This window comes from Paraburkholderia sp. EG286B (genome assembly GCF_040965655.1).
Lineage (GTDB): Bacteria > Pseudomonadota > Gammaproteobacteria > Burkholderiales > Burkholderiaceae > Paraburkholderia.
Genome location: NZ_JBFRCF010000005.1, coordinates 532,708 through 558,631 on the forward strand (window position 1 = coordinate 532,708; position 25,924 = coordinate 558,631).

Sequence of the window (25,924 nt, forward strand, 5' to 3'; positions counted from 1 at the left end):
GGGCGCAAGGCCCACGGCAAGCCGGCATGTTCACATGCCGGCCGCTTTTTCTTCCCCGCCTTTCTTACGGTATCCGAAGCGTTTCTCGATCGTCACGCATCACGCGCGGCGTCGGCTTCCAGCGACGTGCGGCTCGTTTCGTTGCGGCGGCGCTTGGCCTCGTACATCGCCGCGTCCGCTTCACGCAGCATCGCTTCCACGCTTTCGCCTTCCCCGCAGCTCGCAAAGCCCATTGAAAAGCTCAGCTTCGGTCCGCCGTAAAACTGGTTGTTCAACTCCACCAGTTTGGTGATGCTGTCCACCACGGTTTCCGCATCGCGCAGGTCGGCGCCGGGCATCAGCACGGCGAATTCGTCACCGCCGATGCGCGCGGCCTGATACGGCTTCTGGATCGCTTTCGCGAGCACTTCACCGGCACGGCGCAGTAACGCGTCGCCGGCCGCGTGGCCCAGCTGGTCGTTCACCGTCTTCAGGTTGTCCATATCGACGACGATCGCGCTTACCGGGAACGGCCCCTTGCGATGCAGACGATTGAGTTCGTCCACATAGAACGAGCGGTTCTTGAGCTTCGTGAGCACGTCGTGCTTGCCGAGGAATTCGAGGTAGGCCTCGGCTTTCTTGCGCGCCGTGATGTCGGTGAGCGCGAGCAGCACGAGGTCCCATTGCGCTTCGTGGCCCGGGAACACGGAAAACTGCAGGTGGACGTTGACCTCGCTGCCGTCGAGCGCGTAGTTCACCACCTCGCGCTGCTGAAAGAGGCGGCCTTCCCAGAGATCGAGCAACTGCTCGCGGAAGTGCGGGCGCATTTCGTCGCGGAACACCTCGGGCAGGCGCGCGAGCAGCGTGGCCTTGTCCGGTGCGCGAAACATGCCCAGCGTGTAGTGATTCACGTCGAGCACCTGGATTTCGCTCATGCAGCGCTCGACGAATTCAGGGTGGACGTCGGTGAAGGTGCGAAAGTCGACGATGCCCTGCTCGCGGACTTCGTTGAGCAGCTCGCGAATGGCGGAGAAGTTTTCGACCCACAGCGAAACCGGCGAGTGTTCGAAAACGCCGAGCGCGTATTGCTCGCTCACGGTCGCCCGATGGCGCGCTTCTTCGAGCGCCGAGACGTCTTCGATGGCCACGAGCACGCGGCTCCAGTCGGCTTCGTGGCCCGGCAGGATCACGCCGCGCAACAGGATGTCCATGCGCCGGCCGCGCAGCGTGTAGTTCACGCTCTTGCTCTCGAACGTGGCGTGGCCGGCCCACATCTGCTCGAGTTCGCCCACGTGCGCCTGGAACATGTCGTCGCGCAGCACCTGCGGAAGATGCGCGGCGAGTTCTTCGTAGTCCCGCGCACCGTAAAGATCGAGCGTATGGCGATTGACCTTGAGCACGCGGATGCAGGCCGAGCATTCGGCCACGCGGCGCGGATCGTCTTCGAGGAACTGGCGCAGGCTGGTCACGCCTTGTGCGCGCCAGCGGTCGAACAGCGCGCGCAGCTGGCTATAGTCTTCGAGCCACAGCGAAGTGGGCGTCACGTCGAAGAAGTCGAGCAGATCGACGCCCATGTTGGCAAAACTGGCCGCGGTGGCCGGGGTGCCTTGTTGCATGTCGGTTGGATGTAAGGGAACGGGGTGCGGCGGGCTGCACCGCACGAATTACCGAATCCTGGCACACCTTGGGGCCCGAGTGGGCATCGACGATGCAGATGTCACCTCGCCTGGCGATACGCTACGCATCGAAAGGCGGCGCAGGGCGCTCAGTCGGACGTTTCGATCGAATCGACACGATTCGGATAGAACGCAAGGTGGTCCTTGATCGCCGATACCGCTTCATGCGGCGTTTCATAAGTCCATATCGCGTTCACGGCTCGCGCGCCGCCTGGCGTGATCGAGTAGTACGAAGCCTCGCCCTTGTACGGGCACCAGCTCTTGTGTTCCGTGCGCGAGAGCAGCGACATGTCGGCGTCCTCGCGCGGTATGTAGAACACGGCAGGATAGCTCGCCTCTTGCAGCGTGAGCGCGCGGCGCGTGTCGGCGACCACGCGGCCGCCTGCTTTCACCACCACGCGCGTGTGCGCCGGTTCGACCGTGATCGGATGATCGGGGCCGGGAATCTTGACGGTCCGGGTGTCCATGGCTGGGTTCCTCGCGAAAGGGGAAATACGGGTGTTTAGCCGAATACATCATATGCAATTGCAGATTAACTGGTAGGGGAAAACGCTGCAGGCTGTTTCAATGAGGGCGCGACTGAGTTCGACGCACGGGCGGCGATAGTCACGCGATTGCGCCGCGTGCCATCACGCTTCCAGTCTTCACCCGCGCCTTCATTTACCCGCAGCAGGATCACTGATGAGCCTCGATATCTTCTGGTTCTTGCCGACTTCCGGCGACACCCGCTACCTCGGCAAATCCGATTTCGGCCGCGCGCCGACCAACGCCTACATGCGCCAGATCGCCGTGACCGCCGAAGAACTCGGCTATGACGGCCTCCTCATTCCCACCGGCAGCAGTTGCCTCGACCCGTGGGTGACGGCGGCGAGCCTCGCGCCGGTCACGCAGCGCATCAAGTTGCTCGTCGCGCTGCGCACGTCGCTCGGCGGTCCTACCGCTTCGGCGCGCCAGGCGGCCACGCTCGACCAGGCGTTGAACGGCCGCTTGCTGCTCAACGTCGTGCCGGGCGGCGACGCCACCGAACTCGCGGCCGACGGCGTGTTCCTCTCGCACGACGAGCGCTACGAAGCCGCCGACGAATTCCTGACGATCTGGCGCGACCTGCTGCGCGGCGAGACGGTGAACTTCGAGGGCAAGCATTTGCGCGTGCAGGGCGCGCAGAACTTTCACGCGCCGGTCCAGACGCCGCATCCGCCGCTGTATTTCGGCGGCTCGTCGCCGGCGGCGCACGAACTGGCGGCAAAGCACGTGGACGCCTATCTCACGTGGGGCGAGCCGCCCGAGGCCGTCGCGCAGAAGTTCGCCGATATCCGCGCGCGGGCGGCGCGCCATGGACGCACGCTCAGGCTCGGCGTGCGCCTGCACGTGATCGTGCGCGAGACCAATGACGAAGCGTGGGCCGCCGCCGGGCGCCTCATCAGCAAGCTCGACGATGACGACATCCGCCGCGCCCAGGAAAACTACGCGCGCATGGATTCGGTGGGCCAGCGCCGCATGGCCGAGCTGCACAGCGGCAGCCGCGACAAGCTCGAGATCAGCCCGAACCTGTGGGCCGGCGTGGGCCTCGTGCGCGGCGGCGCGGGCACGGCGCTCGTGGGCGATCCGCAAACCGTGGCGGCGCGCCTGAAGGAATACGTGGACGCCGGCGCGGACAGCTTCGTGCTCTCGGGCTATCCTCACCTCGAAGAGGCGATCCGCTTCGCCGAACTGGTGTTCCCGCTGCTGCCGGGCAAGAAGCCGGTGACGCTGCGCGACCAGGCCTTGACGGGCGGTGCGTTCGACGTGCGTGCGCGTGAGCGGGCCCAGGAGTCCGCGCGCGTGAGCGCCGCCGTGCGCGGCAAGCGGGCCGGGTCCAGGGGGCTCGCCGGGCGATTATTCGTGTGAGCGATGTTTTCGATTTATTCGCGTGAGTGATATTTGTGAAATATTCCCCACAGGCATATAATCGATTTATGCCTCACAGGAATATGCCATGAAGATCATCGTCCAGACGCCAGGCGGGCTTGGCGAGATTCTGCAATCGGCGCGCAAGGCGCGCGGCCTGACCCAGGCGCAGGCCGCGGCGCATCTCGGCATCGGCCAGCCGCGTCTTTCCGCGCTCGAAACCACGGGCGCCGCCAGCCTCTCGCTCGAGCAGATGCTCGCTTTGTTCGCGCTCTACGGGCTGGAACTCTGCGTGCAGTCGCGCGAGGCGGCGGCCGGCGCGCCGGAGTGGTGAGCATGGGCCGTAAATCGCATTCGCGCGCGCTATCGATCTGGGCCAACGGCGAGCGTGTCGGCACGTGGGTCATGACGCCCGCCGGCGACACCGAGCTGCGCTATGACGACGCCTGGAAGCGTTCGGCGGTAGGCCGGCCGCTTTCGCTCTCGCTGCCGTTCGGCATCGGCGACGTGCCGTTGCGCGGCGAGCGCGTGACGCACTATTTCGACAACCTCCTGCCCGACAGCGAGCCCATTCGCCGCCGCATTGCCACGCGCTTTCGCACCGATACGCTCGAGGCCTTCGACCTGCTCAAGGCCATCGGGCGCGATTGCGTGGGCGCGGTGCAACTGCTGGGCGAGGACGAAACGCCGGGGCGCATCGACCGCATCGAAGGCACGGCGCTGAGCGATGCCGTCATCGAGCGTCTGCTGCTCGAAACGGCCGGTGCGCTGCCCGGTGGGGCGCTCGAGACCGACGATCTGCGCATTTCACTGGCGGGCGCGCAGGAGAAGACCGCGCTCCTGCGCCACCGCGGCAAATGGCTGCTGCCGCGCGGCGCCACGCCCACCACCCATATTCTCAAGCTGCCGCTGGGGCTGATCGGCCATCGCAAGGTGGACTTCAATACCTCGGTCGAGAACGAATGGCTTTGCCTGGCACTGCTGAGGGCCTACGGGTTGCCCGCTTCGCAGGCGCAGATCCTCCAGTTCGGCGCGCAGAAGGTGCTCAGCGTGGAGCGCTTCGATCGTACGCGCTCGCGCACCGGTGGCCTGCTGCGGCTGCCGCAGGAGGACTTCTGCCAGGCGCTCGGCGTGCCGCCGCATCGCAAGTACGAAGCGCACGGCGGCCCCGGTGTGCGCGAAATTGCGGGGCTCCTGCGCCAGTCGCTGCAGGCGCGCGAGGACCTCGATACGTTTCTCACCGCGCAAATCGTCTTCTGGATGCTCGCGGCGCCGGACGGTCACGCGAAGAATTTCAGCATCCGCCTGCTGCCGGCAGGGCGCTTTCAGCTCGCGCCGCTCTATGACGTCATGTCGATCTGGCCCGTGGAGGGCGACGGCGGCAATCAATGGTCGTGGCACAAGGCGTCGCTCGCCATGGCGGTGTGGGGCAAGGCGCGCCACTATCGCATGCGCGACGTGAAGCGCACGCATTTCGACGCCACCGCGCGGCTGTGCCACTACGGGCCGGATGCGGGGCCGCTGATCGAGCGCGTGCTGGCGCGTACGCCCGGTGCGATCGAAGCAGTCGCGGCGGCGCTGCCGGAAGGCTTTCCCGAGCGGGTGGCAGAGCGGCTCTTCGACGGCTTGCGTTTTTCGGCGGAGCGGCTGGCGGCGCAGTGACGGTGTGCCCAGCGGGAAACCGTGGTGGCGGAATCCATTACGTTCAGGAGGATTCGCCGCGCGAGATCGGCGCGGCCGTGCGCGCATTCCTGAACGAACTGGCGTAGGCGGCACGTCGCTTCAAGCCTTTTGCTTCTTCGCAGGCAGCCATGTCTGGGGCTCGGCGTACATTTCCTTGACCAGTTGCTTCACGAGATCGACGTAGACGGAGTTGTCGTTCACGCGATGATTCAGAATGATGGGCGAAGTCGCGTGGTCGCTGTCGATCAGCCGGTAGTGCACGTCCTGGCGCAACTGCCGCGCCGAAGCGGGGATCACGCATACGCCGAACTCGGCCGCGACGAGACCCAGCGCCGTCTGGATTTCGCGCACTTCCAGCACTTCACCCGGTTGCACGCCGTCGCCGTGCAACACGTTCAATACCTGATCGGCGAAGCTGGGGCGCGGCTCCTTGGGGTAGACGATCAGTTTCTGTCCGGCCAGTTGCTCGATGGGGATGGGCGTCGACTCCTGCGCCATCTCGCTGCCGATCGGCACCACCACCGCCAGCGGCTCTTCGCGCAGGACGATGCCGGCCACGTTGGGGTCGCTGTGGCGCACGCGTCCGAAGCCGACGTCGATGCGGCCTTCCTTCAACGCCTCGATCTGCTGCACCGACATCAGTTCGACCATCTGGATGTCGAGTTCGGGCGCGTTCTGGCGCAGCTTGCGCATCAACGGCGGCAGCCCCGAATACAGAACGGAGGCGACGAAGCCGATCGACAACACGGTGCGGTGATGCAGTCCCACGTGTTTGGCGGTGGCCTGCAGTTGTTCGACGCGCCCGAGAATCTGCATGGCCTGCTCGTAGACGAGCCGCCCCGCATCGGTCGTGCGCACCGGTCGCGTATTGCGAATCAGAAGGGGCACGCCGATCTCTTGTTCGAGCAACTGAATCTGCCGGCTCAGCGGCGGTTGAGCGATGCAAAGCTGTTCCGCGGCGCGCGTGAAATTGCGCTCGCGCACGACGGCAACGAAGTAACGAAGCTGGCGGAGATCCATGGTTCCTTCCCAAATGAAGCATCCAATTATCGATACTCTGAGAATATGATGCGCCGCAATATCGGCCTGTTCATGGGAGATTGCGGGGCTTCCATATTATAAAGGTATTGAATTTGACGCAAATAGTATTGGATCGTGCGCAGGCGCGGCGTGTATAAATCCAGCATACTTTCCTCACTTACGCAGCCTTCGACATGACTTCCGCCACGATCGAACGTATCGAAACCCGCCTCGTCGATCTGCCGACGATTCGCCCTCACAAGCTGTCCGTCGCCACGATGTACGGGCAAACCCTGATGCTGGTGAAGGTGTATTGCAGCGATGGCGTAACCGGCATCGGTGAAGGTACGACGATTGCCGGCATGGCCTACGGTCCCGAAAGCCCGGAAGCGATGAAGCTGGCGATCGACGCCTATTTCGCCCCGGCGATGATCGGCCAGGACGCCACGCGTATCCAGGCGCTCATGGCGCACCTGGGCAAGCTCGTGAAGGTCAATCACTTCGCCAAGTGCGCGCTGGAAACCGCGCTGCTCGACGCGCAGGGCAAGCGCCTCGGCGTGCCGGTGAGCGAACTGCTGGGCGGCCGCCGCCGCGAACGCCTGGCGGTGGCATGGACGCTCGCTTCAGGCGATACCGCCAAGGACATCGCCGAAGCCGAGGCGATGCTCGAAGTGCGCCGCCACAAGATCTTCAAGCTGAAGATCGGCGCGAAAGACCTCAAGACCGACATCAAGCACGTGGCCGACATCAAGAAGGCGGTGGGCGATCGTGCCGCCGTGCGCGTGGACGTCAACATGGCCTGGAGCGAGACGCAGGCGGCCTGGGCGATTCCCGCGCTGGCGCAAGCCGGCTGCGAGCTGGTCGAGCAGCCGGTGGCTTCGCCCGCGGCGCTGTCGCGCCTCATGCGCCGGTTCCCGGTGGCGTTGATGGCCGATGAAATCCTCCAGGGACCGGAAAGCGCGTTCGAGATCGCGAAGAACGAGGGCGCCGATGTGTTCGCCATCAAGATCGAACAAAGCGGCGGACTGTTCGCGGCGCAGCGCGTGGCCACGATTGCGGACGCCGCGGGTATCGAGCTGTACGGCGGCACGATGCTCGAAGGCGCGTTCAGCACGGTGGCATCGGCGCATCTGTTCGCGAGCTTCGCCAACCTGCAGTGGGGCACCGAACTGTTTGGCCCCTTGCTGATCACCGAAGAAATTCTGACGACCCCGCTGGACTACAGCAACTTCGAGCTGACGGTGCCGAACGGCCCGGGTCTCGGCATCGAACTGGACGAAGAGAAGGTCAAGCGCTTCACCCGCGATGGCCTCATGAAAGTCACGAAGTAATCCGGACACCTGATAAACGGACAAGACGATGCTTTTCCACGTACGCATGGATGTGAACATCCCGGCCGACATGCCGGCCAATGTCGCCAACGAAATCAAGGCGCGCGAAAAGGAGTACTCGCAGGAGCTGCAGCGCAGCGGCAAGTGGCGCCATATCTGGCGACTAGTGGGCGAGTACGCGAACTACAGCATCTTCGATGTCGAGAGCAACGCAGAACTGCACGACATTCTCACCGCCTTGCCGCTTTTTCCGTACATGAAGATAACCGTCACGCCGTTGTGTCGCCACCCGTCCTCCGTCAGGGACAACGACGCCTGAGCTGATTCCCCCTCAATACCAGCAAGCACCAGGAGACAAACACCATGAGCGCAAAAGTATTCGACACGAAGGAAGTGCAGGACCTGCTGAAGGCCGCTGCGAATCTCAACGGCGGCAGCGGCAACGCGCGTTTCCAGCAGGTCGTTTATCGACTGCTGGGCGACCTGTTCAAGGCCATCGACGATCTCGACATCACGCCCGATGAAGTCTGGGCCGGCGTGAACTATCTGAACAAGCTCGGCCAGGACGGCGAAGCGGCGCTGCTGGCCGCCGGTCTCGGCCTCGAGAAGTACCTCGACATCCGCATGGACGCCGCCGACAAGGCGGTGGGTCTCGAAGGCGGCACGCCGCGCACGATTGAAGGCCCGCTGTATGTGGCAGGCGCGCCGGTGCGCGAGAGCGTTTCGCGCATCGACCTCAACGCCGACGCCGATGCGGGCCCGCTCGTCATTCACGGCACGGTCACCGGCCTCGACGGCAAGCCGCTCGCCGGCGCCCTGGTCGAATGCTGGCACGCCAATTCGAAGGGCTTCTACTCGCACTTCGACCCGACCGGCGCACAGGACGACTTCAACCTGCGCGGCGCGGTGAAGACCGGCGCGGACGGCAAGTACGAATTCCGCACGCTCATGCCGGTCGGCTACGGCTGCCCGCCGCAGGGCTCGACCCAGCGCCTGCTGGACGGCCTCGGCCGCCACGGCAACCGCCCGGCGCACGTGCACTTCTTCGTCTCGGCCGACAACAGCCGCAAGCTCACTACGCAGTTCAATATCGAAGGCGACCCGCTGATCTGGGATGACTTCGCCTACGCGACGCGTGAAGAACTGATTCCGCCGGTGGTCGAGAAGACCGGCGGCACGGCGCTCGTGCCTGAAAGCCGACACGTACAAGGACATCGAGTTCAACTTCACGCTCACGCCGCTGGTCCAGGGCACGGACAACCAGCTCGTTCACCGCCTGCGCGCAGCAGCCGCGGCGTAACCGTCCCGCACGGCGGCGGCGTCACGCCGCCGCCGCCCGTTTCACCGCGATCATCAATCGACACCGATGCAGGAACTCCGTACCGCGTGTGGAGTATGCATAGGAGAGCTAATATGTCAGCCATCATCGACAAAGCCAGTGACCTGGATCACCTGCTGTCCACCGCCGTGCAGGACGACAAGCAAAACGGTGTGTTCCGCTGCCGCCGCGACATCTTCACCAATGCCGACCTGTTCGAACTGGAGATGAAATACATCTTCGAGAAGAACTGGGTCTACCTCGCGCACGAAAGCCAGATTCCCGAAAACAACGACTACTACACCACGTGGCTCGGTCGCCAGCCGGTCGTCATCACGCGCGACAAGACCGGCACGCTGAACGCCGTGATCAACGCCTGCGCGCACAAAGGCGCCATGCTGTGCCGGCGCAAGCATGGCAACAAGGGCAGCTTCACCTGTCCGTTCCACGGCTGGACGTTCTCCAACACCGGCAAGCTGCTCAAGGTGAAGGACGAAAAGACCACCGAGTATCCCGTGCAATTCAACAAGCAGGGCTCGCATGACCTGAAGAAGGTCGCGCGCTTCGAGAACTATCGGGGCTTTCTGTTCGGCAGCCTCAATGCCGACGTGCAGCCGCTCGAAGACTACCTCGGCGAAGCGAAGATCATCATCGACCAGATCGTCGACCAGTCGCCGACCGGCCTCGAAGTGCTGCGCGGCAACTCCTCGTATGTCTACGACGGCAACTGGAAGATGCAGATGGAGAACGGCTGCGACGGCTACCACGTCAGCACCGTGCACTGGAATTACGCCGCGACCATGGGCCGCCGCAAGGAAGACGGCACCCAGGCGGTGGACGCCAATAGCTGGAGCAAGTCGGTGGCGGGTGTCTACGGCTTCGACCACGGCCACATCCTGCTGTGGACCAACACGATGAACCCCGAAGTGCGGCCGGTCTACAAGCATCGCGACGAAATCAGGGCGCGCGTGGGCGAAGTGCAGGCCGATTTCATCGTCAATCAGACGAGAAACCTGTGCCTCTACCCGAACGTGTTCCTGATGGACCAGTTCAGCACGCAGATTCGCGTGGTGCGCCCAATCAGCGTGGACAAGACCGAAGTGAACATTTTCTGCTTCGGGCCGAAGGGCGAGAACGCGGAAGACCGTGCGACGCGCATTCGCCAGTACGAGGACTTCTTCAACGTCACGGGCATGGGCACCGCCGACGACCTGGAAGAGTTCCGCGCCTGCCAGGCGGGCTACGCCGGCACCACGGCGATGTGGAACGATCTCTCGCGCGGCGCGCCGCTGTGGGTCGAAGGCGCGGACGACAACGCGAAGAAGATGGGCCTCAAGCCGGTCATTTCCGGCGAACGCAGCGAAGACGAAGGGTTGTTCGTGGTTCAGCACGAATACTGGGTGCGCGTCATGCGCGATGCCCTCGAGCAGGAACGGAATCACGAACAAGCGGGAGCGCAGGCATGAGCAACGATTACCAGACAATCTGCGCCGCGCTGTACCGCGAAGCGCGCCTGCTCGACGATCGCCAGTGGGAGGAGTGGCTCGCCTGCTACGCAGAAGACGTGACGTACTGGATGCCCGCGTGGGACGACGATGACCAGCTCACCGACGACCACGAATCGCAGATCTCGCTGATGTACTACCCCGATCGCGGCGGCCTCGAAGACCGTGTATTCCGCATCAAGACCGAACGCAGTGGCGCGTCGATGCCGGAGCCGCGCACGAGCCACAACGTGACGAACGTGGAAGTGCTGGCGGACCGCGGCGACGAAGTGGAAGTGCGCTACAACTTCCACACGCTCAATCATCGCTACCGGGCCACGGATCATTTCTTCGGCACGATGTTCGTCACCTTGCGTAAGGCCGGCGACGGCTTCCTGATCGCCTACAAAAAGATCGTGCTGAAGAACGACTACATCCGGCAGGTGCTCGACGTCTATCACGTGTGAAGTCACGTTCGACATCGAGCCTCAGTTTCAACATGGGATAGAAGGAGACACCATGTCCAGCTACAAGATTGCACTCAATTTCGAAGACGGCGTAACGCGTTTCATCGACTGCAAGGCAGGCGAGAAAGTGCTCGATGCGGCCTTTCGCGCGCGCATCAACCTGCCGATGGATTGCTCGGACGGCGTGTGCGGCACCTGCAAGTGCCGCGCGGAAAGCGGCAGCTACGACCTGGGCGAAGACTATATCGAGGACGCGTTGACCGAAGACGAAAAGGACAGCGGTCTCGTGCTCACCTGCCAGATGGTGCCGGAAAGCGATTGCGTGATCGCGATTCCCGCGTCTTCCACGGTCTGCAAGACAGCGCAGAGCAAGTTTGCAGCCACGGTGGCTAAGGTCGAACAGCACAACGACGCCGCGGTCGTGCTCGAACTGGACGTCGACGCAGCGGGTCCCGTGTTCCTGCCGGGCCAGTATGTCAACATCGACGTGCCGGGCAGCGGTCAGCATCGTTCGTATTCCTTCTCTTCCGCGCCGGGCGAATCGAAAATCAGCTTCCTGATCAAGAAGATTCCGGGCGGCGTGATGAGCACGTGGCTCGAAGCCGCGCAAGCGGGCGTGAAGCTCGAATTGACGGGGCCGCTCGGCAGCTTCTATCTGCGCGACGTGCAGCGGCCGCTGCTGTTCCTCGCGGGCGGCACGGGCCTGGCGCCGTTCCTTTCGATGCTGGAAGTGCTCGCGCGCACCAACGCGCAGCAGAAGGTGCACCTGATCTACGGCGTGACCCGCGACCTCGACCTGGTGCTGGTCGAAGCCATCGAAGCCTACGCGGCGAAGCTGCCGAACTTCAGCTTCGCCACCGTGATCGCCGACGCGGACTCGACTCATCCGCGTAAAGGCTGGGTCACGCAGCATATTCCCGCCGACGCCCTGAACGATGGCGACGTCGACGTGTATCTGTGCGGCCCGCCGCCGATGGTGGACGCCGTACGCAAGTATTTCGACGACGAAGGCGTGAAGCCCAACAGCTTCCACTACGAGAAGTTCACCCCCAACGCAGTCCCGAAGGCGGCATGATCATGCAACGATTCGCAGGCAAGGTCGTCGTCGTCACCGGGGCGGCGCAGGGAATCGGCCGCGGCGTGGCGCTGCGGGCGGCGGCCGAAGGCGGCAAGGTGGTGTTCGTCGATCGCGCGGATTTCGTCGCCGAAGTCGCGGCCGAGGCGCAGGGCGCGCAAACGGCGGGCTTCGTCGCCGACCTCGAAACGTATGAAGGCGCGAAAGCGGCAATGGATTTCGCCGCGCAGACGTTTGGCGGCATCGACATTCTCATCAACGGCGTGGGCGGTGCCATCCGCATGCGTCCGTACGCGGCATTCGAGCCGGCGCAGATCGATGCGGAAATCCGCCGCTCGCTCATGCCCACGCTATACGCGTGCCATGCCGTGCTGCCGCATCTGCTCGAGCGCGGGCGCGGCACCATCGTCAACGTGTCGTCGAACGCCACGCGCGGCATTCGCCGTGTGCCGTATTCGGCCGCGAAGGGCGGCGTGAATGCGATGACGCAATCGTTGGCGATGGAATACGCGGAGCACAATATCCGCGTGGTCGCCACGGCGCCGGGCGGCACCGAAGCGCCGCCGCGCCGCGTTCCGCGCAATGCCGCGGGCGACAGCGAGCAGGAAAAGGCCTGGATGGGCGAGGCGGTGCGCCAGGTCACGCAATCGACCTTCTTCAAGCGCTACGGCAGCCTCGACGAACAGGTCGCGCCGATCCTCTTTCTCGCGTCGGACGAGGCGAGCTATATCACCGGCTCGATCCTGCCGGTCGCCGGTGGCGACACGGGCTGAGCCATGCACGCATCGTGATGGTGGGCGCGCACAGGCGAGCGGGGTGATATGCTCGAAAGACCCCGATTTCGCCCCGCGCTCCCCATGACCATCGATCCCGCTATCGTCAAAGCCTTCGCGCCGACGGGCACGTTGCGCGCCTCCATCAATCTCGGCAATCCGATACTCGCGAATCGCGATGCGGCGTCGGGCGAACCGTTCGGCGTTTCCGTCGATCTCGCGAGTGCTTTCGCGCAGCATTTGGGCGTGCCGCTCGAACTTGTCGTATTCGACGCAGCGGGCAAGTCGGTCGAAGCCGTGAGCGACGAACGTGCGGACTTCGGCTTCTTTGCCGTCGATCCCAAGCGAGGCGAAACGATCGCGTTTACCGCGCCTTATGTGCTGATCGAAGGCTTCTATCTGGTTCGCGACGATTCGCCGGTGCGCACCAATGCCGAAGTCGATCAACCGCATAATCGCGTGGCCGTGGGCAAGGGCAGTGCCTATGACCTCTTTCTCACGCGCGAATTGAAGCAGGCGCAGATCGTGCGCGCCCCGACTTCGCCCACCGTCGTGCAAACCTTCCTCGAACAAGGGCTCGAAGTCGCCGCCGGCGTAAAGCAGCAACTCGAAGCCGATGCCGCGAAAGTTGGCGGCTTGCGTCTGCTCGACGAACGCTTCATGGTGATTCGCCAGGCGATGGGCGTCGCGAAGCGCCGCGGTCCGCAGGCCGCCGAAGCGCTTGGTGCGTTCGTCGAAACGATGAAGGCATCGGGATTCGTCGCAGAGGCCCTGGTGCGCCACGCAATAGCGGGCGCCTCGGTTGCGCCGGCCGCTTAAACGAATCAAGCCAAAAGAGAGTGCGCATTAAAAGAGCCATCAACTCGCTCCGTGAGCCGATTAGCGCAGCGATTTTCGATGAGGATAATCGGCCTTTCTCGCCGGCTTTAATGCGACAACCCGAAAGCCTTATGTAATTTGACCGGCGATATTCACGCCCCGCACATTCCTCGATGCGCGTCGAGCCTTGCCAGGCGCGGTTGTGCCATCGACGCCACGTCGCTCGAATTTCGACACCATTTTTATTTTCGACGCCCTATGATGCGGGTATTCGATTCGCGCCGCACTCACCGCCCGATTTCCATTCTGCCACTGCATTTTCAACATCGATGAATTGCGTAACCCGCAATAATCATCGGCGGATAGCTTTTGGCTTTTGAATCTGCACCGAAATGGAATGAACGCGAATGAGATTGCACGTCGATGGTGCCGGCCGCCTGAATTCGATGCATTGACCCACCGCCCAATCCGGAGCTTGAAAACATGAAAAAATCGCTACTCGCCGCGGCACTGCTGAGCGCCTTTGCTATTTCGGCGCATGCGCAAAGCAGCGTGACCCTTTACGGCCTGATCGATACCGGTCTCGTCTACACGAACAACCAGTTCGGCCATAGCAACTGGCAGCTGAACAGCAGCTCCACGCAGAACACGGTGTTCGGCCTCAAGGGTTCGGAAGACCTCGGCGGCGGTCTGCATGCGATCTTCAAGCTCGAACAAGGCTTCCTGCTCAACAACGGCGCGCAGGCGTTCTCGGGCCTCGGCTTCGGTTCGCAAGCGTGGGTGGGCTTGCAAAGCGATCCGTACGGCACGCTCACGTTCGGGCGCCAGTTCGACGTGATGAACGACCTCGTGGGCCCGCTCACGGCTGGATCCAACACGTGGGGCGGCAACCTCGCGGCGCACCCGTTCGAGAACGACAACCTCGCGGCGAACTCGGTGGTCGTCAACAACTCCGTCAAGTACGCGAGCCCGACGTTGTACGGCGTGACGTTCGAGACAATGTACTCGTTCAGCAACAAGGCCGGCGACTTCGCGAACAACCGCTCGTACGGCTTCGCTGTTTCGTACACCCAGGGCCCGCTGAACCTCGCGGCCGGCTACCTGCAGTTCAACAACGCGGGCAACAGCAGCGGCGCGGTCACCACCAGCGACACGAGCGCGAACTTCCTTGCGGAGCGTCAGCGTGTCTGGTCGCTCGGCGGCAACTACACGTACGGCCCGGCCACGGTGGGTCTCGTCTGGAGCCATACGCAGATCGACAACGCCGCAGGCGTGTACTCGTTCGGCACGGGCACCTATCTCGGCTCGAACGACGACTCCGCCGGCTCGCTCGCCGGTTCGCTGCGCCTCGACAACTTCGAAGCGAACGTGAAATACGCGCTCACGCCGGCATGGAGCGTTTCGGGTGCGTATACGTACACGCACGGCGCCTACAACGGCACGAACCCGGGCTGGAACACGGGGATGCTGCAAACGGACTACGCCATCAGCAAGCGCACCGACTTCTACCTCGAAGGCGTGTATCAGAACGTGCATGGCGCACCGGAAGGCTCCGTGCTTTCGCACGCCATGATCAACACGCTCTCGCCTTCGTCGACCAATACGCAGGTCGCCGTGACGGTGGGTATGCGTCACGCGTTCTAAGTCGATTCGGCAATGACTTCGGCGGGCATCTGTCCCCCGCCGGACGTTTCCCACGGCGCGGCGGGCTTCTTCTAAAACGGGGACCCGCCGCGTTGTCACATCTGCATCCCTGCATCCGCTCAAGCGTGTTTCCTCGATCCAGATAGTTGAAATTTTCAACTATTTGACTATACTGGCGTCCAGCTAGCGTACGGAGGGGAGCACGCATTTGTATTCCGATTTTCTCACCTTCAGGCTCGATCAAACGAGCGCGCTGCTGATGGATCGCGCCAACGCGGTCTACCGCGAGCGCTGGGATCTCGACGTGCGCGCCATGCGCGTGCTGCGCATCATCCGCGCCGAGCCGGGCATCACGCCCAAGGCCGTTTCGCAGCGCGCGCTCATCGAAAAAACGCTGCTTTCCAAAACGCTCGGCGAACTCGAATCGCGTGGCCTGATTGGCCGCGGCACGCATGCGCAGGACCGGCGCAGCGTCGTGCTGCGCGTCACGCCCGAGGGCGCGAAAGTGGCGAACGCCTCGGAAAAAGCCGGCTCGAAGCTCGAAGCCGAACTCGCGGCCGTCCTCACCGATCACGAGCGCAAGACGCTCGATCAGTTGCTCGCCAAGCTTGCGCAGAGCCTGATCGACGGTGTTTGAGATCGCCGCGCGCACGCCGCACATTGCACAATGAAATACGCATGAAGGAGTCGTCCATGCCGAATCTGGTCGAAACCGTGGCGCCCGCCATTGGCGCGCTGCTGCCCGAGCTCGAAGCGCTCTACAAGGATCTGCACCAGCATCCCGAACTCTCGATGCAGGAGTTCCGCACGGCGGCGCTCGTGGCGGAGCGCATGGAAAAGCTCGGTTACGAAGTCTCCCGCGAAGTGGGCGTGACGGGCGTCGTGGCCGTGCTGCGCAACGGCGAGGGCCCGGTCGTGATGCTGCGCGCCGACATGGACGCGCTGCCCATGGCCGAAGCCACGGGCCTGCCGTATGCGAGCACCGTGACCGCGAAAGACGAGGAGGGCGTGCAGGTCGGCGTGGCGCACTCGTGCGGGCACGACCTGCACGTGACATGGCTCCTGGGCGTGGCACAGTTGATGGCGTCGCATCGCGACGCATGGAGCGGCACGCTGCTTGCCGTGTTCCAGCCCGGCGAGGAAGTGGGCCGCGGCGCGCGCAGCATGATGGGCGACGGCATGATCGAGCGCTTTCCCAAGCCCGACGTGATCCTCGGCCAGCACGTGATGGTGGGCCCGGCGGGCACCGTGGGCTATCGCAGCGGCACGATCCTCTCGGCCGGCGACAGCCTCAAGGTGAAACTGTTCGGCCGCGGTTCGCACGGCTCGCAGCCGCAAACCTCGATCGACCCGGTGATCATGGCGGCTTCCACCACGCTGCGCCTGCAGACCATCGTGTCGCGCGAAATCTCGCCGCGCGAAGCCGCCGTGCTCACGGTGGGCTCGCTGCAGGCGGGCACGAAGGAAAACATCATCCCCGACGACGCCACGCTCAAGCTCAACATGCGCACCTTCGACGACGACGTGCGCGAGTACATGCTGGGCGCGATCCGCCGCATCTGTTGCGCCGAATGCGCGGCCTCGAATGCACCGCGCGAACCGGAATTCACGACGCTGTCGAGCTACCCGCTCACGGTGAACGACGACGCCACCACGGCGCGCCTGCGCAAGGCCTTCGAGGCATGGTTCGGCAAGCGCGCCTACGAAACGCAGCCGGCCGCCGCCAGCGAGGACTTCAGCGTGTTCGGCCGCGAATGGGGCGTGCCGTACGCGTTCTGGTTCGTGGGCAGCACCGACCCCGAGGTCTACGCACAAGCCAGGGCCGCGAAGAAGCTCAACGAAATCCCGAGCAACCACTCGCCGAAGTTCGCGCCGGTGCTCGAGCCCACCTTGCGCACCGGCCTCGAAGCGATGCTGTGCGCGGCCGCTGCGTGGGTCGGCCGCGAAAGCGAGGCGGCGTGAGCGCGGCACTCGGGGCGCACGTGGGCGCGCATCTCAACGCTCACACGGCCTATACGGCACTCGACCTGATCGGCACGTTCGCCTTCGCGATCTCCGGCGCCGTGGCCGCGCGGCAGCGGCGGCTGGATCTGTTCGGCATCGTCGTCGTGAGCTTCATGGTGGCGTGCGGCGGCGGCATCATCCGCGATCTGTGCATCGGCGCGGTGCCGCCCGCGGGGCTCGCGAACTGGGCCTACCTCGCCGTCACGCTGCTGGCGACGGGACTGACCATTGCCGCGTATCCGCAGGTGCGGCGGCTGCGTCATCCTGTGCTCTTGTTCGATGCGATCGGTCTTGGGCTCTTTGCCGTGGCGGGCGCGCAGAAGGCGCTCGCGTACAGCCAGAGTGCGGAGCCGGCCATCATCCTCGGCATCGTGAGCGCGGTGGGCGGCGGCGTGATGCGCGACGTGCTGCTCTCGCGCGTGCCCGCCATACTCGAGCGCGAGATCTATGCGTCGGCGGCGCTGCTTGGGGCCGCCGTGCAGGTGGGGCTCACGTATGCGGGCTGGTCGACGTTCTGGACGCCCTGGGTGGCCGTGATTTCCTGCGTGTCGCTGCGGCTGGCCGCGCTCTACTTCGGCTGGCGTTTGCCGGTTTTTCACGCGGTGCGCTCGGCTCAGCCGCAACCGGCGCAGCGTGGCGACGCCGCGAAGGCCGATTCGCGGCACGACGCACGCTAGCGTCAATCACCTCACGCCGCAGGTTCGAACGCGATCTCGCCGGTACGCACCGCGCGGATCTTCGGGCCGAAACTGCGGATGTTCGAAAGCGTCGCGTTGTGATGCGCGCGGATCAGCGCCGCGTTCGCGTGCGGTTTGTCGTGCGTGGTGTGCGCCCCCACGATGCGCCGCGCATGGTGCGGCGCGGCACGCAATTTGCTCAGCGCCACCGGCGCCGTCGCGCGCATGCAACTGTCCACCGTCCAGCCAGAATACGGCTTTCCTCACCACGCGCTATGCTTTTTAGTGCGCGATGTGGCTGGCATGGGCCCGGCCACGCCGGCTTGTCTGCACGTTCAACCACGTTATCCGCCCCGGCATGGACCGGACCAAGCAAGAAGACTCCACGAGGGAGCCAACGTGAAAACGACTCTGGGCGCAGTGGTCCTGCTCGCCGCCAGTTCGGCCGCGAGCGCACAATCGAGCGTCACGATGTATGGCCGCGTGGATGGCGGCATCGAATACCTCAATCACATCGCGAACGGCAACGGCGGCAGTTCGAGCCGCTGGAGCGCCGAAGGCGGCGACTGGGGCACCAGCATGTTCGGCCTCAAGGGCACTGAGGACCTCGGCGGCGGCAGCGCCGCGATATTCAACCTCGAAACCGCCGTGCAGATCATGAACGGCACCACGGGCGGCGGCCGGCTCTGGTCGCGGCGCGCGTATGTCGGTTTGAAGAACGACACATGGGGGCAACTGCAAGCCGGCCGTAATCTCTTCATCGACAGCGACGGCGTGTGGGCATTCGACCCGTTCGTGCAGCAGGCGGTGTCGTCGGCCTCGCTCGTGCGCGGGCGCAACTGGCAACAAACGAGCAACAACATCGAATATCACAGCCCGGTATGGAACGGCCTCGACTTGCAGGGCCAGTATTCGTTCGGCAACCAGCCAGGCAACTTCAACGCCGGCGCCGAAGGCGAGTTCGGCCGCTCGGACGGCATCATGCTCTCGTATCACTCGCCGCTCTTCGACCTGCGCGGCATCTACGACGAACTGCGCGATTCGAGCGGGCGCTTTTCCAACATCTTCACGGCCTCGCGCGAATACTTCGTGGGCGGCAACCTGCGCGTGCAGAAGTTCAAGATCCAGGCCGCGTACACGCATTACTCCGCACCTGATTCGCCGCCCGGCATTTCCGATACCGCCGATCACTACTGGCTGGGCGCGACCTACCAGGCCACGCCGAAGTGGGCGGTGACCGCCGCGGGCTTCTATATTCACGTCGGCGAGGGCGGTGGCGACGCCTCGCACGACCCCGCGAGCCACGCCATGCTCTACGCGCTCGGCGCGACGTACAACCTCAGTGCGCGCACCTTCCTGTATGGCACGGTCGCGTATGTGGACAACAGCAAGAACGGCACGTTCTCGGTGTTCGCGACGCCGCGCGACTCGAGCACGCCGACCAGCCCCATGGCTGGCCAATCGCAGACGGGCGCCTACGTCGGGATGATGCACGTGTTCTGACGCCGCGCTTTTTCCGCCATCGCAGACGACATTCTTCGAGAAAGGTTGAGATCATGGCCAGACTATCGAAACCGCTGGGCTTCATCGGCGTCATCTCCGTGCTGTTCACCTTGCTCACGGCGGTGTATCTGCTGGCTGGCGGCGCGTGGCTCATGTCGCTCGGCGGCTCGCCGTACTACGTCGTGACGGGCGTGCTACTGCTCGTCTTCGCGTGGCTGCTGTGGCGCGCGAGCCCCTCGGCGTTCGTGCTCTATGCGATCGTGCTGATCGGGACCGCGATCTGGGGCCTCTGGGAATCGGGGCCGGACTTCTGGGCGCTCGTGCCGCGCTCGGGCGTGCTGGTGGTGTTCGGCATCTGGCTGCTCGTGCTCATGAGTTGGCACCTCGAGCGCCCGCGCCAGTTCGGCGTGCTTGCGCTCGTGGTCGGACTGCTCGTGTGGGGCGGCGTGCTCGTGTATGCGCACTTCAACGACCCGCAGCAGATCAACGGCTCGCTCGCGGCTGTGCGGGCCACGCCCGCGCCGAACGTCGACGGCATCGAGCCGTCCGAATGGCCCGCCTATGGACGCGACCAGCAAGGCACGCGCTATTCGCCGCTGCAGCAGATCACGCCCGAGAACGTGCATAACCTCCAGGTGGCCTGGACCTTCCGCACGGGCGACACGAAAGGCCCCAACGATCCGGTCGAGATCACCAACGAAGTCACGCCGATCAAGATCGGCGATCTGCTTTACCTGTGCTCGCCGCACCAGATCCTGTTCGCGCTCGACGCGCAAACCGGCGAGCTCAAATGGAAGTTCGATCCGAAGCTGCAGGCCGATCCCTCGTTCCAGCACGTGACCTGCCGGGGCGTGTCGTTCGTTGATCTTTCGGCGGCGTCCGTGAACGCCGCGGCGGCGGACCTGGGCGCGACGGCGACGACGCCGGCGGCCGCATCGGATGCCGCGGCGGCTTCGGGCACCGAAGCGGCTGCGCCAGCCAGTGATCCCGCGTCGGCGACGGAAGCCGCCGCGCCCGCGAGCGCACCCGCGGCCGCAGCGACGCCGGTCGCCGCGAACGGCACCTGCATGCGCCGCATCCTGCTGCCCGTGAACGACGGCCACCTCTACGCACTCGATGCGCTGACGGGCGAGCGCTGCGCGGGCTTCGGCAACAACGGCGACCTCGACCTGCAGCACGCCATGCCGGTGACGACACCGGGCATGTACGAGCCCACCTCGCCGCCCGTCGTCACGAACAAGGTGATCGTCGTGGCGGGCGCCGTGGAAGACAACTTCTCGACGCGCGAGCCCTCGGGCGTGATTCGCGGCTTCGACGTGCGCACGGGTCAACTGCTGTGGGCGTTCGATCCGGGCGCGGCGGACCCGAACAAGATTCCGGGCCCCGGCGAGCACTACGTGTGGAATTCGCCGAACTCGTGGGCGCCGGCCGCCTACGATGCAAAGCTCGACATCGTTTATCTGCCGATGGGCGTGAAGACGCCGGACATCTGGGGCGGCGACCGCACGCCCGACCTCGAGCGTTACGCGACGGGCCTGCTCGCGCTGCACGCGTCGACCGGCAAGCTCGCCTGGTTCTACCAGACGGTGCACCACGACCTGTGGGACATGGATCAGCCCTCGCAGCCCACGCTCGCCGACATCACCGACAAGGACGGCAAGACCGTGCCGGTGGTGTACGCGCCTGCGAAGACGGGCAACCTGTTCGTGCTCGACCGCCGCACGGGCGCACTCGTCGTGCCCGCGCCCGAAATGCCGGTGCCGCAGGGCGCCGCGCCCGGCGACCACGTCTCGGCCACGCAACCGTTCTCGGCCCTCACGTTCCGGCCGTCGAAGAATCTCACCGACGCCGACATGTGGGGCGCCACGATGTACGACCAGCTCATCTGCCGCGTGATGTTCCACCAGCTGCGCTATGAAGGCACCTTCACGCCGCCTTCGCTGCAAGGCTCGCTGATCTTCCCGGGCAACCTCGGCATGTTCGAGTGGGGTGGTCTCGCCATCGACACCGACCGGCAGGTCGCCGTGGCGAACCCCATCGCGCTGCCGTTCGTCTCGCGGCTCATTCCGCGCGGGCCCGGCAATCCGCTCGAGCCGCAACCGGGCGCGAAGGGCAGCGGCACGGAGGCGGGCATCCAGCCGCAATACGGCGTGCCTTACGGCGTGACGCTGAATCCGTTCATGTCGCCGATTGGTTTGCCTTGCAAGCAGCCGGCGTGGGGTTATATCTCCGTCGTCGACCTCAAGACCAACCAGATCGTCTGGAAGAAGCGCATCGGCACGACGCGTGACAGCTCGCCGATTCCCGTGGCCTTCCGCACGGGCATGCCGATGCTGGGCGGCCCGATGGTGACCGCGGGCGGCGTGATTTTCATCGGCGCAACGGCGGACAACTATCTGCGCGCCTTCGACGTGAACAACGGCAACCGGCTCTGGCAAGCGCGTCTGCCCGCGGGCGGCCAGGCCACGCCGATGACCTACGCGGTGAATGGCCGCCAGTTCGTCGTGATCGCGGCAGGCGGGCACGGCTCGTTCGGCACGAAGCTCGGCGACTACGTGATTGCCTACGCGCTGCCGAAGCAATAATCCACGCGCGGCCGCCCGGCAGCACCGGGTGGCCGCCGCTTGCGGTTTTTCCACGCGGCGGCAGGCCACAAGCACGGCGCCTGCCGCCCTTCATGCAGCACGCGACGCACCGCTAGTGCGCTTCACCCGCTTTTCCCTCATGAGTCGAACATTGCGCGCGATGCGCGCCTGGGCGGTGTTGTCTGCGGCAACCTTCGCCACGTTGCACACGATAAGCGCACACGCGCAAAGCTCGGTCACGCTGTACGGGGCACTCGACACGAGCATCGAAGTGACGAATCCAGGCGCGGGCTGGGTCGCGCGCATGGACTCGGGCGCGTATCGCGGCTCGCGCTTCGGGCTGCGCGGCGTGGAGGACATCGGCGGCGGCATCAAGATATTGTTCGAGCTGGAAAACGGCTTCGGCTCCAACGACGGCACCTTTGCCGTAGCCAACACCATCTTCAACCGGCAGGCGTGGATAGGCCTCGGCACACAGTGGGGCACGGTGCGGGTGGGGCGGCAATACTCGCCGATCTATATTCCGTTCAAGGGACAACTCGACGCGTTCGGCGCGGGCACCATCGCTTCGGGCCTCAACAATCTTTCGAAGATCACGCCATACGAAAGCAACGCGATCACGTATCTGTCTCCCGACATCTACGGTTTCTCGACCACGCTGATGGCCTCGCTGCGCGATCCGTCCACGGGCAGTAACGGGCTGGCGGGCAACATCGAAACCGTCGAGTGGCGGCACGGGCCGTTTCGCATCTCCTACGCACATCAACAGCAAAACGGCGATGGTGCCCTACGAGCCAATCTGGGCGGCGTGTCGTACGTGCTCGGCCCGGTGACCGGATTTCTCGCTTACTTCAACGGCGATGGCGGCACGCCGCGCAACCACAACAACGGCGTTTCGGTCTCGGCGCGCTATGCGATCACCTCGCGATTTCGCGCTTCAGTCGGTTACGCGTGGGTGCACGACCTCTCGGGCGCCGACAACGACGCCGACCAGTTCAGCGCCGCGTGCGAATATGACCTCTCGAAGCGCGTGCTGCTCTATGCGAGCGCAGGGTGGCTGCGCAATCGGAATGAGGCGACTTTCACGCTGCGCGGCGTGAACGTCACCGGTCTGCCGCCGTCATGGCCGGGCGCGCCAGTGCGCGGCGTGCAGTTCGGCATGATCGACCGCTTTTAAAGCGTACGGCTTGTGCCAGGCATCGCTCGTTGTTATCATGCGCCTTCCATACCTGCACACCGGACTTCAGCCAAAGTGGACAACTAAGCTTTCCCCAAAAATGTTTTCGCGCCAGCGTCATGCACGCTGCGCGAGTGGTTTCATACATTCGGGAGAAGCTTATGGCTCGAGTCACGCCAGCGGCGACGCTTGTCGCACTCCATCACACTTCATTCCGGTTCGATAGCGGCGTCACGCTATTCGACTCGCTCGACCTCGTTCTCGATCGCGTTCCCACGGGCATTGTCGGCCGCAACGGCGTCGGCAAAAGCCTGCTCGCGCAACTGATCGCGGGGCGAATCGCGCCGACGTCCGGCTCGATCGACCGGCACGTCAGGGTCGCGTTCGCGGCCCAGCAGCCACTCGACGCGTCGCACGACAGCCAGACCGTCGCCCAGATCGCAGGGCTCGACGCACCGCTCGCGGCCTTGGCGCGGGTGGCAAACGGCACGGCCGACACCGGCGATTTCGACGTAATCGGCGAGCGCTGGGATCTCGCCGCGCGCCTGCGCACGGCGCTCGATGCGGCGGGGCTCGATCATCTGGAGTCCGACACATTGGCGCAAACGCTCAGCGGCGGCGAGCTTGCGCGTGTCACGCTGATCGGCGCACTGCTTGCGGACGCCGGCTTGCTCGTGCTCGACGAGCCGACCAATCACCTCGACGCCGCCGGCCGCGCGTGGCTGCGCGGCGCGCTGGCGGGATGGCGCGGCGGCCTCGTCGTCGTGAGCCATGACCGTGCGCTGCTTGCGCACATGCAGCGCATCGTCGAGGTCACGCCCAGAGGACTGCGAAACTATGGCGGCAACTATGCCAGCTACCGCGGCCAGCGCGATGCGGAACACGAAGCGGCAGAAAGCGCGCTCAGCCATGCGCGTACCGAACGCGAGCGCGCCGCGCGCAGGCTTCAGCGCGAACACGATACGATCCAGCGACATGCCGCCGGAGCATTGCGTGACGCAAAGACGGCCAATCTGTCTTCGATGGCGAAAGAGGGGATCAAGGGCGGTGCGCGCAATGTGATGGGGCAGGTGAGGGCCGAACAACGCGAGCACAAGGCGGCGCTCGATGAGCGCGTTAGCGAGGCCGCCGCGCGCGTCGAACCCGATGCGCCCGTGCTGGTGGCGCTGCCGGGCGCGGAGGTTAGCGCGCGCCGCCAGGTCTTCACGCTCGAAGCGGCGAGGCTGCCGTGGTTTGTACACGACGATCCTGCCGCCACGCTCGACTGGTCGTGCAGCGGCCCGGTGCGCGTGGCGCTGACGGGGCCGAACGGATGCGGGAAGTCGACGGTCCTGCGCCTCCTCGCGGGACAACTTGCACCCAATGCGGGGCGCAGCGTGACGCATGTCCGCAGCGCATACCTCGACCAGAAGCTCGCGCAACTCGATCCGGACCGGTCGATCGTCGAACAGCTCGGGTTGCTCGACACGCCGCTCGCAGAAGGGGAATTGCGCAGCCGGCTCGCGCTGTTGCAACTCGATGCTGCGCGCGTGACGCAACCGTCGCGCCACCTGAGTGGCGGCGAGCGGCTGAAGGCCGCGCTCGCCTGCGCGCTTTGGCGCGGCGCGCCGGCGCAATTGCTGCTGCTCGACGAGCCGACCAACCACCTGGACCTGGAATCCGTGCGCGCGATCGAAGGGGCGCTAGCCGACTTCCCGGGCGCGTTGATCGTGGCCTCGCACGACGCCGACTTCATCGCCGCGCTCGCGCCGACGCATACGATGCAATGGAGTCGCGAGGGATGGCGCTACGATCCCGTCATCCAATCCATCGGATAACGAATCGATTTGCGAAGGCGCGCCTGGAAGCGATACGTCACCGCACCTGAACCACGGGATACCAGCGATAGCGTTCGACCTTCTCGGTGAGCTTTTAAACCCGGTAAAACTTGCGCTCCCCATTTCCTCAGACTACGGTGCGCGCGCAACGGTTGTGGAAATAGCGGCGAGACTCCCGGCATGCGGCGGCGGTGGATCTCCCGCTGCGGCGAGTGTGTCGAGCAATGGATGGAAGTTATCTTCTGCAGTCCAAAGCGAAAACGCCGCGCGCTATGCAGGCGCATTCGGGCTGTTCGGCGGCGTTTGCAACGCGGAGAACACGATGCCTAGTCGAAGGCCGTGCAGAGGCGCTCGATCGGTACCGCGATCAGTATGCAGATCGAAAAAGCGAGACCGGAGGTGAAGGCCACGGAAGCGGTCGCGCCGCACCATGCGATGAAGCGCCTGGCGTCGTGCTTTTCGTGCGCGACGTAGGCAATCTTGCGCCAGGCGCGGCCGGCGGCATAGGTAATGGCGAGCGCAAGCACGAGCGCGCAGACCGAGGCGATGCCGAGGATCCACTGCGTGCCGTGCCAGCCTGGCATCGGATCCTGCGTGACAGCGTCGGCGCAGGCCGTCGAAACGAGCGTGACGCCGAGCGCCAGATGCAGCAGCCAGATGAGCGGCACCGCGCACAGACCGAGCCAGGCGGCGACGCGCTGTGCGCGCGTCGGCTCAGAGTGCGAGCCGGCGCCGGTGGGTTGCCCGGATGTGGGGGCGGACGTCATGGGTTCCTCCGGTGAGGCGGCACGGGTTGGCGGCGCAGGAGGTGTGCCTGGGTGGGATTTATTATATTTTACATAACATAAATTATCAGTTTTAGGTGTGGGGGCTACGTCCTCTCAAGAAACACACACCAAATGATTGTTTTGTATTTGCTTTTTTATTCGATGGTCTGCGCAGGCATGAGCTTCATGCCAAGCTTTTCGGCGCGCTTTGTCAGGTGATGCAGGACGCGCTGGCGAT

The 25,924-nt window shown here is 64.7% G+C and carries 22 protein-coding genes and 2 pseudogenes; 19 read left to right on the forward strand and 5 right to left on the reverse strand.

Annotation, left to right across the window (positions count from 1 at the left end):
- Positions 1–92: 92 nt before the first annotated feature.
- Together AB4Y42_RS14000 and AB4Y42_RS14005 are read right to left on the reverse strand one after the other, a co-directional pair.
- Entirely contained in the window at positions 93–1,595 is a 1,503-nt protein-coding gene (locus AB4Y42_RS14000; RefSeq protein WP_368694514.1) for a diguanylate cyclase, read from the reverse strand.
- Between the two features lie 149 nt (positions 1,596–1,744).
- A complete protein-coding gene (locus AB4Y42_RS14005) occupies positions 1,745–2,122 on the reverse strand; it encodes a DUF427 domain-containing protein (RefSeq protein WP_368690466.1) in 378 nt (125 codons plus the stop codon).
- A 214-nt stretch (positions 2,123–2,336) separates the two neighbouring features.
- Here AB4Y42_RS14005 and ssuD point away from each other — a divergent pair, with 214 nt between their 5' ends.
- From ssuD to AB4Y42_RS14020, 3 genes are all read left to right on the forward strand, one after another.
- A complete protein-coding gene (ssuD, locus tag AB4Y42_RS14010; RefSeq protein WP_368694515.1) occupies positions 2,337–3,542 on the forward strand; it encodes an FMNH2-dependent alkanesulfonate monooxygenase in 1,206 nt (401 codons plus the stop codon).
- A gap of 88 nt (positions 3,543–3,630) precedes the next feature.
- Positions 3,631–3,876 carry a helix-turn-helix transcriptional regulator gene (locus AB4Y42_RS14015; protein ID WP_342923347.1) on the forward strand — a complete coding sequence of 82 codons (246 nt, stop codon included), beginning with the start codon at positions 3,631–3,633 and terminating at the stop codon, positions 3,874–3,876.
- Between the two features lie 2 nt (positions 3,877–3,878).
- On the forward strand, positions 3,879–5,204 hold the full coding sequence (locus AB4Y42_RS14020) for a type II toxin-antitoxin system HipA family toxin (protein WP_368690464.1): 1,326 nt from the start codon (positions 3,879–3,881) through the stop codon (positions 5,202–5,204).
- A 120-nt stretch (positions 5,205–5,324) separates the two neighbouring features.
- Here the strand turns inward: AB4Y42_RS14020 and AB4Y42_RS14025 are convergent, their stop codons facing one another.
- On the reverse strand, positions 5,325–6,245 hold the full coding sequence (locus AB4Y42_RS14025) for a LysR substrate-binding domain-containing protein (RefSeq protein ID WP_368690463.1): 921 nt from the start codon (positions 6,243–6,245) through the stop codon (positions 5,325–5,327).
- Between the two features lie 194 nt (positions 6,246–6,439).
- Here AB4Y42_RS14025 and AB4Y42_RS14030 point away from each other — a divergent pair, with 194 nt between their 5' ends.
- From AB4Y42_RS14030 to AB4Y42_RS14085, 12 genes and pseudogenes are all read left to right on the forward strand, one after another.
- Positions 6,440–7,576, forward strand: a complete 1,137-nt coding sequence (locus AB4Y42_RS14030) for a muconate/chloromuconate family cycloisomerase (protein WP_368694516.1) — start codon at positions 6,440–6,442, stop codon at positions 7,574–7,576.
- 28 nt (positions 7,577–7,604) lie between these two features.
- On the forward strand, positions 7,605–7,895 hold the full coding sequence (catC, locus tag AB4Y42_RS14035; RefSeq protein WP_254317753.1) for a muconolactone Delta-isomerase: 291 nt from the start codon (positions 7,605–7,607) through the stop codon (positions 7,893–7,895).
- 44 nt (positions 7,896–7,939) lie between these two features.
- Positions 7,940–8,876: pseudogene (gene catA / locus AB4Y42_RS14040) on the forward strand (catechol 1,2-dioxygenase).
- 113 nt (positions 8,877–8,989) lie between these two features.
- Positions 8,990–10,360, forward strand: coding sequence for a Rieske 2Fe-2S domain-containing protein (locus AB4Y42_RS14045; RefSeq protein WP_368690460.1), 1,371 nt, complete (start codon positions 8,990–8,992; stop codon positions 10,358–10,360).
- On the forward strand, positions 10,357–10,845 hold the full coding sequence (benB, locus tag AB4Y42_RS14050; RefSeq protein ID WP_368690459.1) for a benzoate 1,2-dioxygenase small subunit: 489 nt from the start codon (positions 10,357–10,359) through the stop codon (positions 10,843–10,845). The genes AB4Y42_RS14045 and benB overlap by 4 nt, the downstream gene beginning before the upstream one ends.
- 52 nt (positions 10,846–10,897) lie before the next feature.
- Positions 10,898–11,920, forward strand: a complete 1,023-nt coding sequence (benC, locus tag AB4Y42_RS14055) for a benzoate 1,2-dioxygenase electron transfer component BenC (RefSeq protein ID WP_368690458.1) — start codon at positions 10,898–10,900, stop codon at positions 11,918–11,920.
- A complete protein-coding gene (benD, locus tag AB4Y42_RS14060; protein ID WP_368690457.1) occupies positions 11,917–12,693 on the forward strand; it encodes a benzoate diol dehydrogenase BenD in 777 nt (258 codons plus the stop codon). Before benC ends, benD begins: the two co-directional genes overlap by 4 nt.
- An 84-nt stretch (positions 12,694–12,777) precedes the next feature.
- Positions 12,778–13,512 carry an ABC transporter substrate-binding protein gene (locus AB4Y42_RS14065; protein ID WP_368694517.1) on the forward strand — a complete coding sequence of 245 codons (735 nt, stop codon included), beginning with the start codon at positions 12,778–12,780 and terminating at the stop codon, positions 13,510–13,512.
- A 483-nt stretch (positions 13,513–13,995) separates the two neighbouring features.
- Positions 13,996–15,156: a porin gene (locus tag AB4Y42_RS14070; RefSeq protein WP_368690454.1), complete on the forward strand. Its 1,161-nt coding sequence runs from the start codon at positions 13,996–13,998 to the stop codon at positions 15,154–15,156.
- 208 nt (positions 15,157–15,364) lie between these two features.
- On the forward strand, positions 15,365–15,793 hold the full coding sequence (locus AB4Y42_RS14075) for a MarR family winged helix-turn-helix transcriptional regulator (protein ID WP_368694518.1): 429 nt from the start codon (positions 15,365–15,367) through the stop codon (positions 15,791–15,793).
- A 56-nt stretch (positions 15,794–15,849) separates the two neighbouring features.
- Positions 15,850–17,118 carry a M20 family metallopeptidase gene (locus AB4Y42_RS14080; RefSeq protein WP_368694519.1) on the forward strand — a complete coding sequence of 423 codons (1,269 nt, stop codon included), beginning with the start codon at positions 15,850–15,852 and terminating at the stop codon, positions 17,116–17,118.
- Positions 17,115–17,837 carry a trimeric intracellular cation channel family protein gene (locus tag AB4Y42_RS14085; RefSeq protein ID WP_368690451.1) on the forward strand — a complete coding sequence of 241 codons (723 nt, stop codon included), beginning with the start codon at positions 17,115–17,117 and terminating at the stop codon, positions 17,835–17,837. The genes AB4Y42_RS14080 and AB4Y42_RS14085 overlap by 4 nt, the downstream gene beginning before the upstream one ends.
- Before the next feature lie 11 nt (positions 17,838–17,848).
- Here the strand turns inward: AB4Y42_RS14085 and AB4Y42_RS14090 are convergent.
- Positions 17,849–17,992, reverse strand: a pseudogene (locus tag AB4Y42_RS14090) (cysteine hydrolase); the annotation flags it as partial.
- Between the two features lie 244 nt (positions 17,993–18,236).
- On the opposite strand from AB4Y42_RS14090, the gene AB4Y42_RS14095 reads away from it, so the two are divergent.
- The 4 genes from AB4Y42_RS14095 (at position 18,237) to AB4Y42_RS14110 (ending at position 24,919) form a co-directional block, all read left to right on the forward strand.
- The gene (locus tag AB4Y42_RS14095; protein WP_368690450.1) at positions 18,237–19,340 is read left to right on the forward strand and encodes a porin; all 1,104 of its coding nucleotides are present in this window, start codon (positions 18,237–18,239) and stop codon (positions 19,338–19,340) included.
- Between the two features lie 53 nt (positions 19,341–19,393).
- Complete coding sequence (locus AB4Y42_RS14100; RefSeq protein ID WP_368694520.1) at positions 19,394–21,925, forward strand: glucose/quinate/shikimate family membrane-bound PQQ-dependent dehydrogenase; 2,532 nt, start codon at positions 19,394–19,396, stop codon at positions 21,923–21,925.
- A gap of 160 nt (positions 21,926–22,085) precedes the next feature.
- Complete coding sequence (locus AB4Y42_RS14105) at positions 22,086–23,102, forward strand: porin (protein ID WP_368694548.1); 1,017 nt, start codon at positions 22,086–22,088, stop codon at positions 23,100–23,102.
- Between the two features lie 161 nt (positions 23,103–23,263).
- On the forward strand, positions 23,264–24,919 hold the full coding sequence (locus tag AB4Y42_RS14110; RefSeq protein WP_368694521.1) for an ABC-F family ATP-binding cassette domain-containing protein: 1,656 nt from the start codon (positions 23,264–23,266) through the stop codon (positions 24,917–24,919).
- 326 nt (positions 24,920–25,245) lie between these two features.
- Here the strand turns inward: AB4Y42_RS14110 and AB4Y42_RS14115 are convergent, their stop codons facing one another.
- A complete protein-coding gene (locus AB4Y42_RS14115; protein ID WP_368694522.1) occupies positions 25,246–25,686 on the reverse strand; it encodes a hypothetical protein in 441 nt (146 codons plus the stop codon).
- Positions 25,687–25,924: the final 238 nt, after the last annotated feature.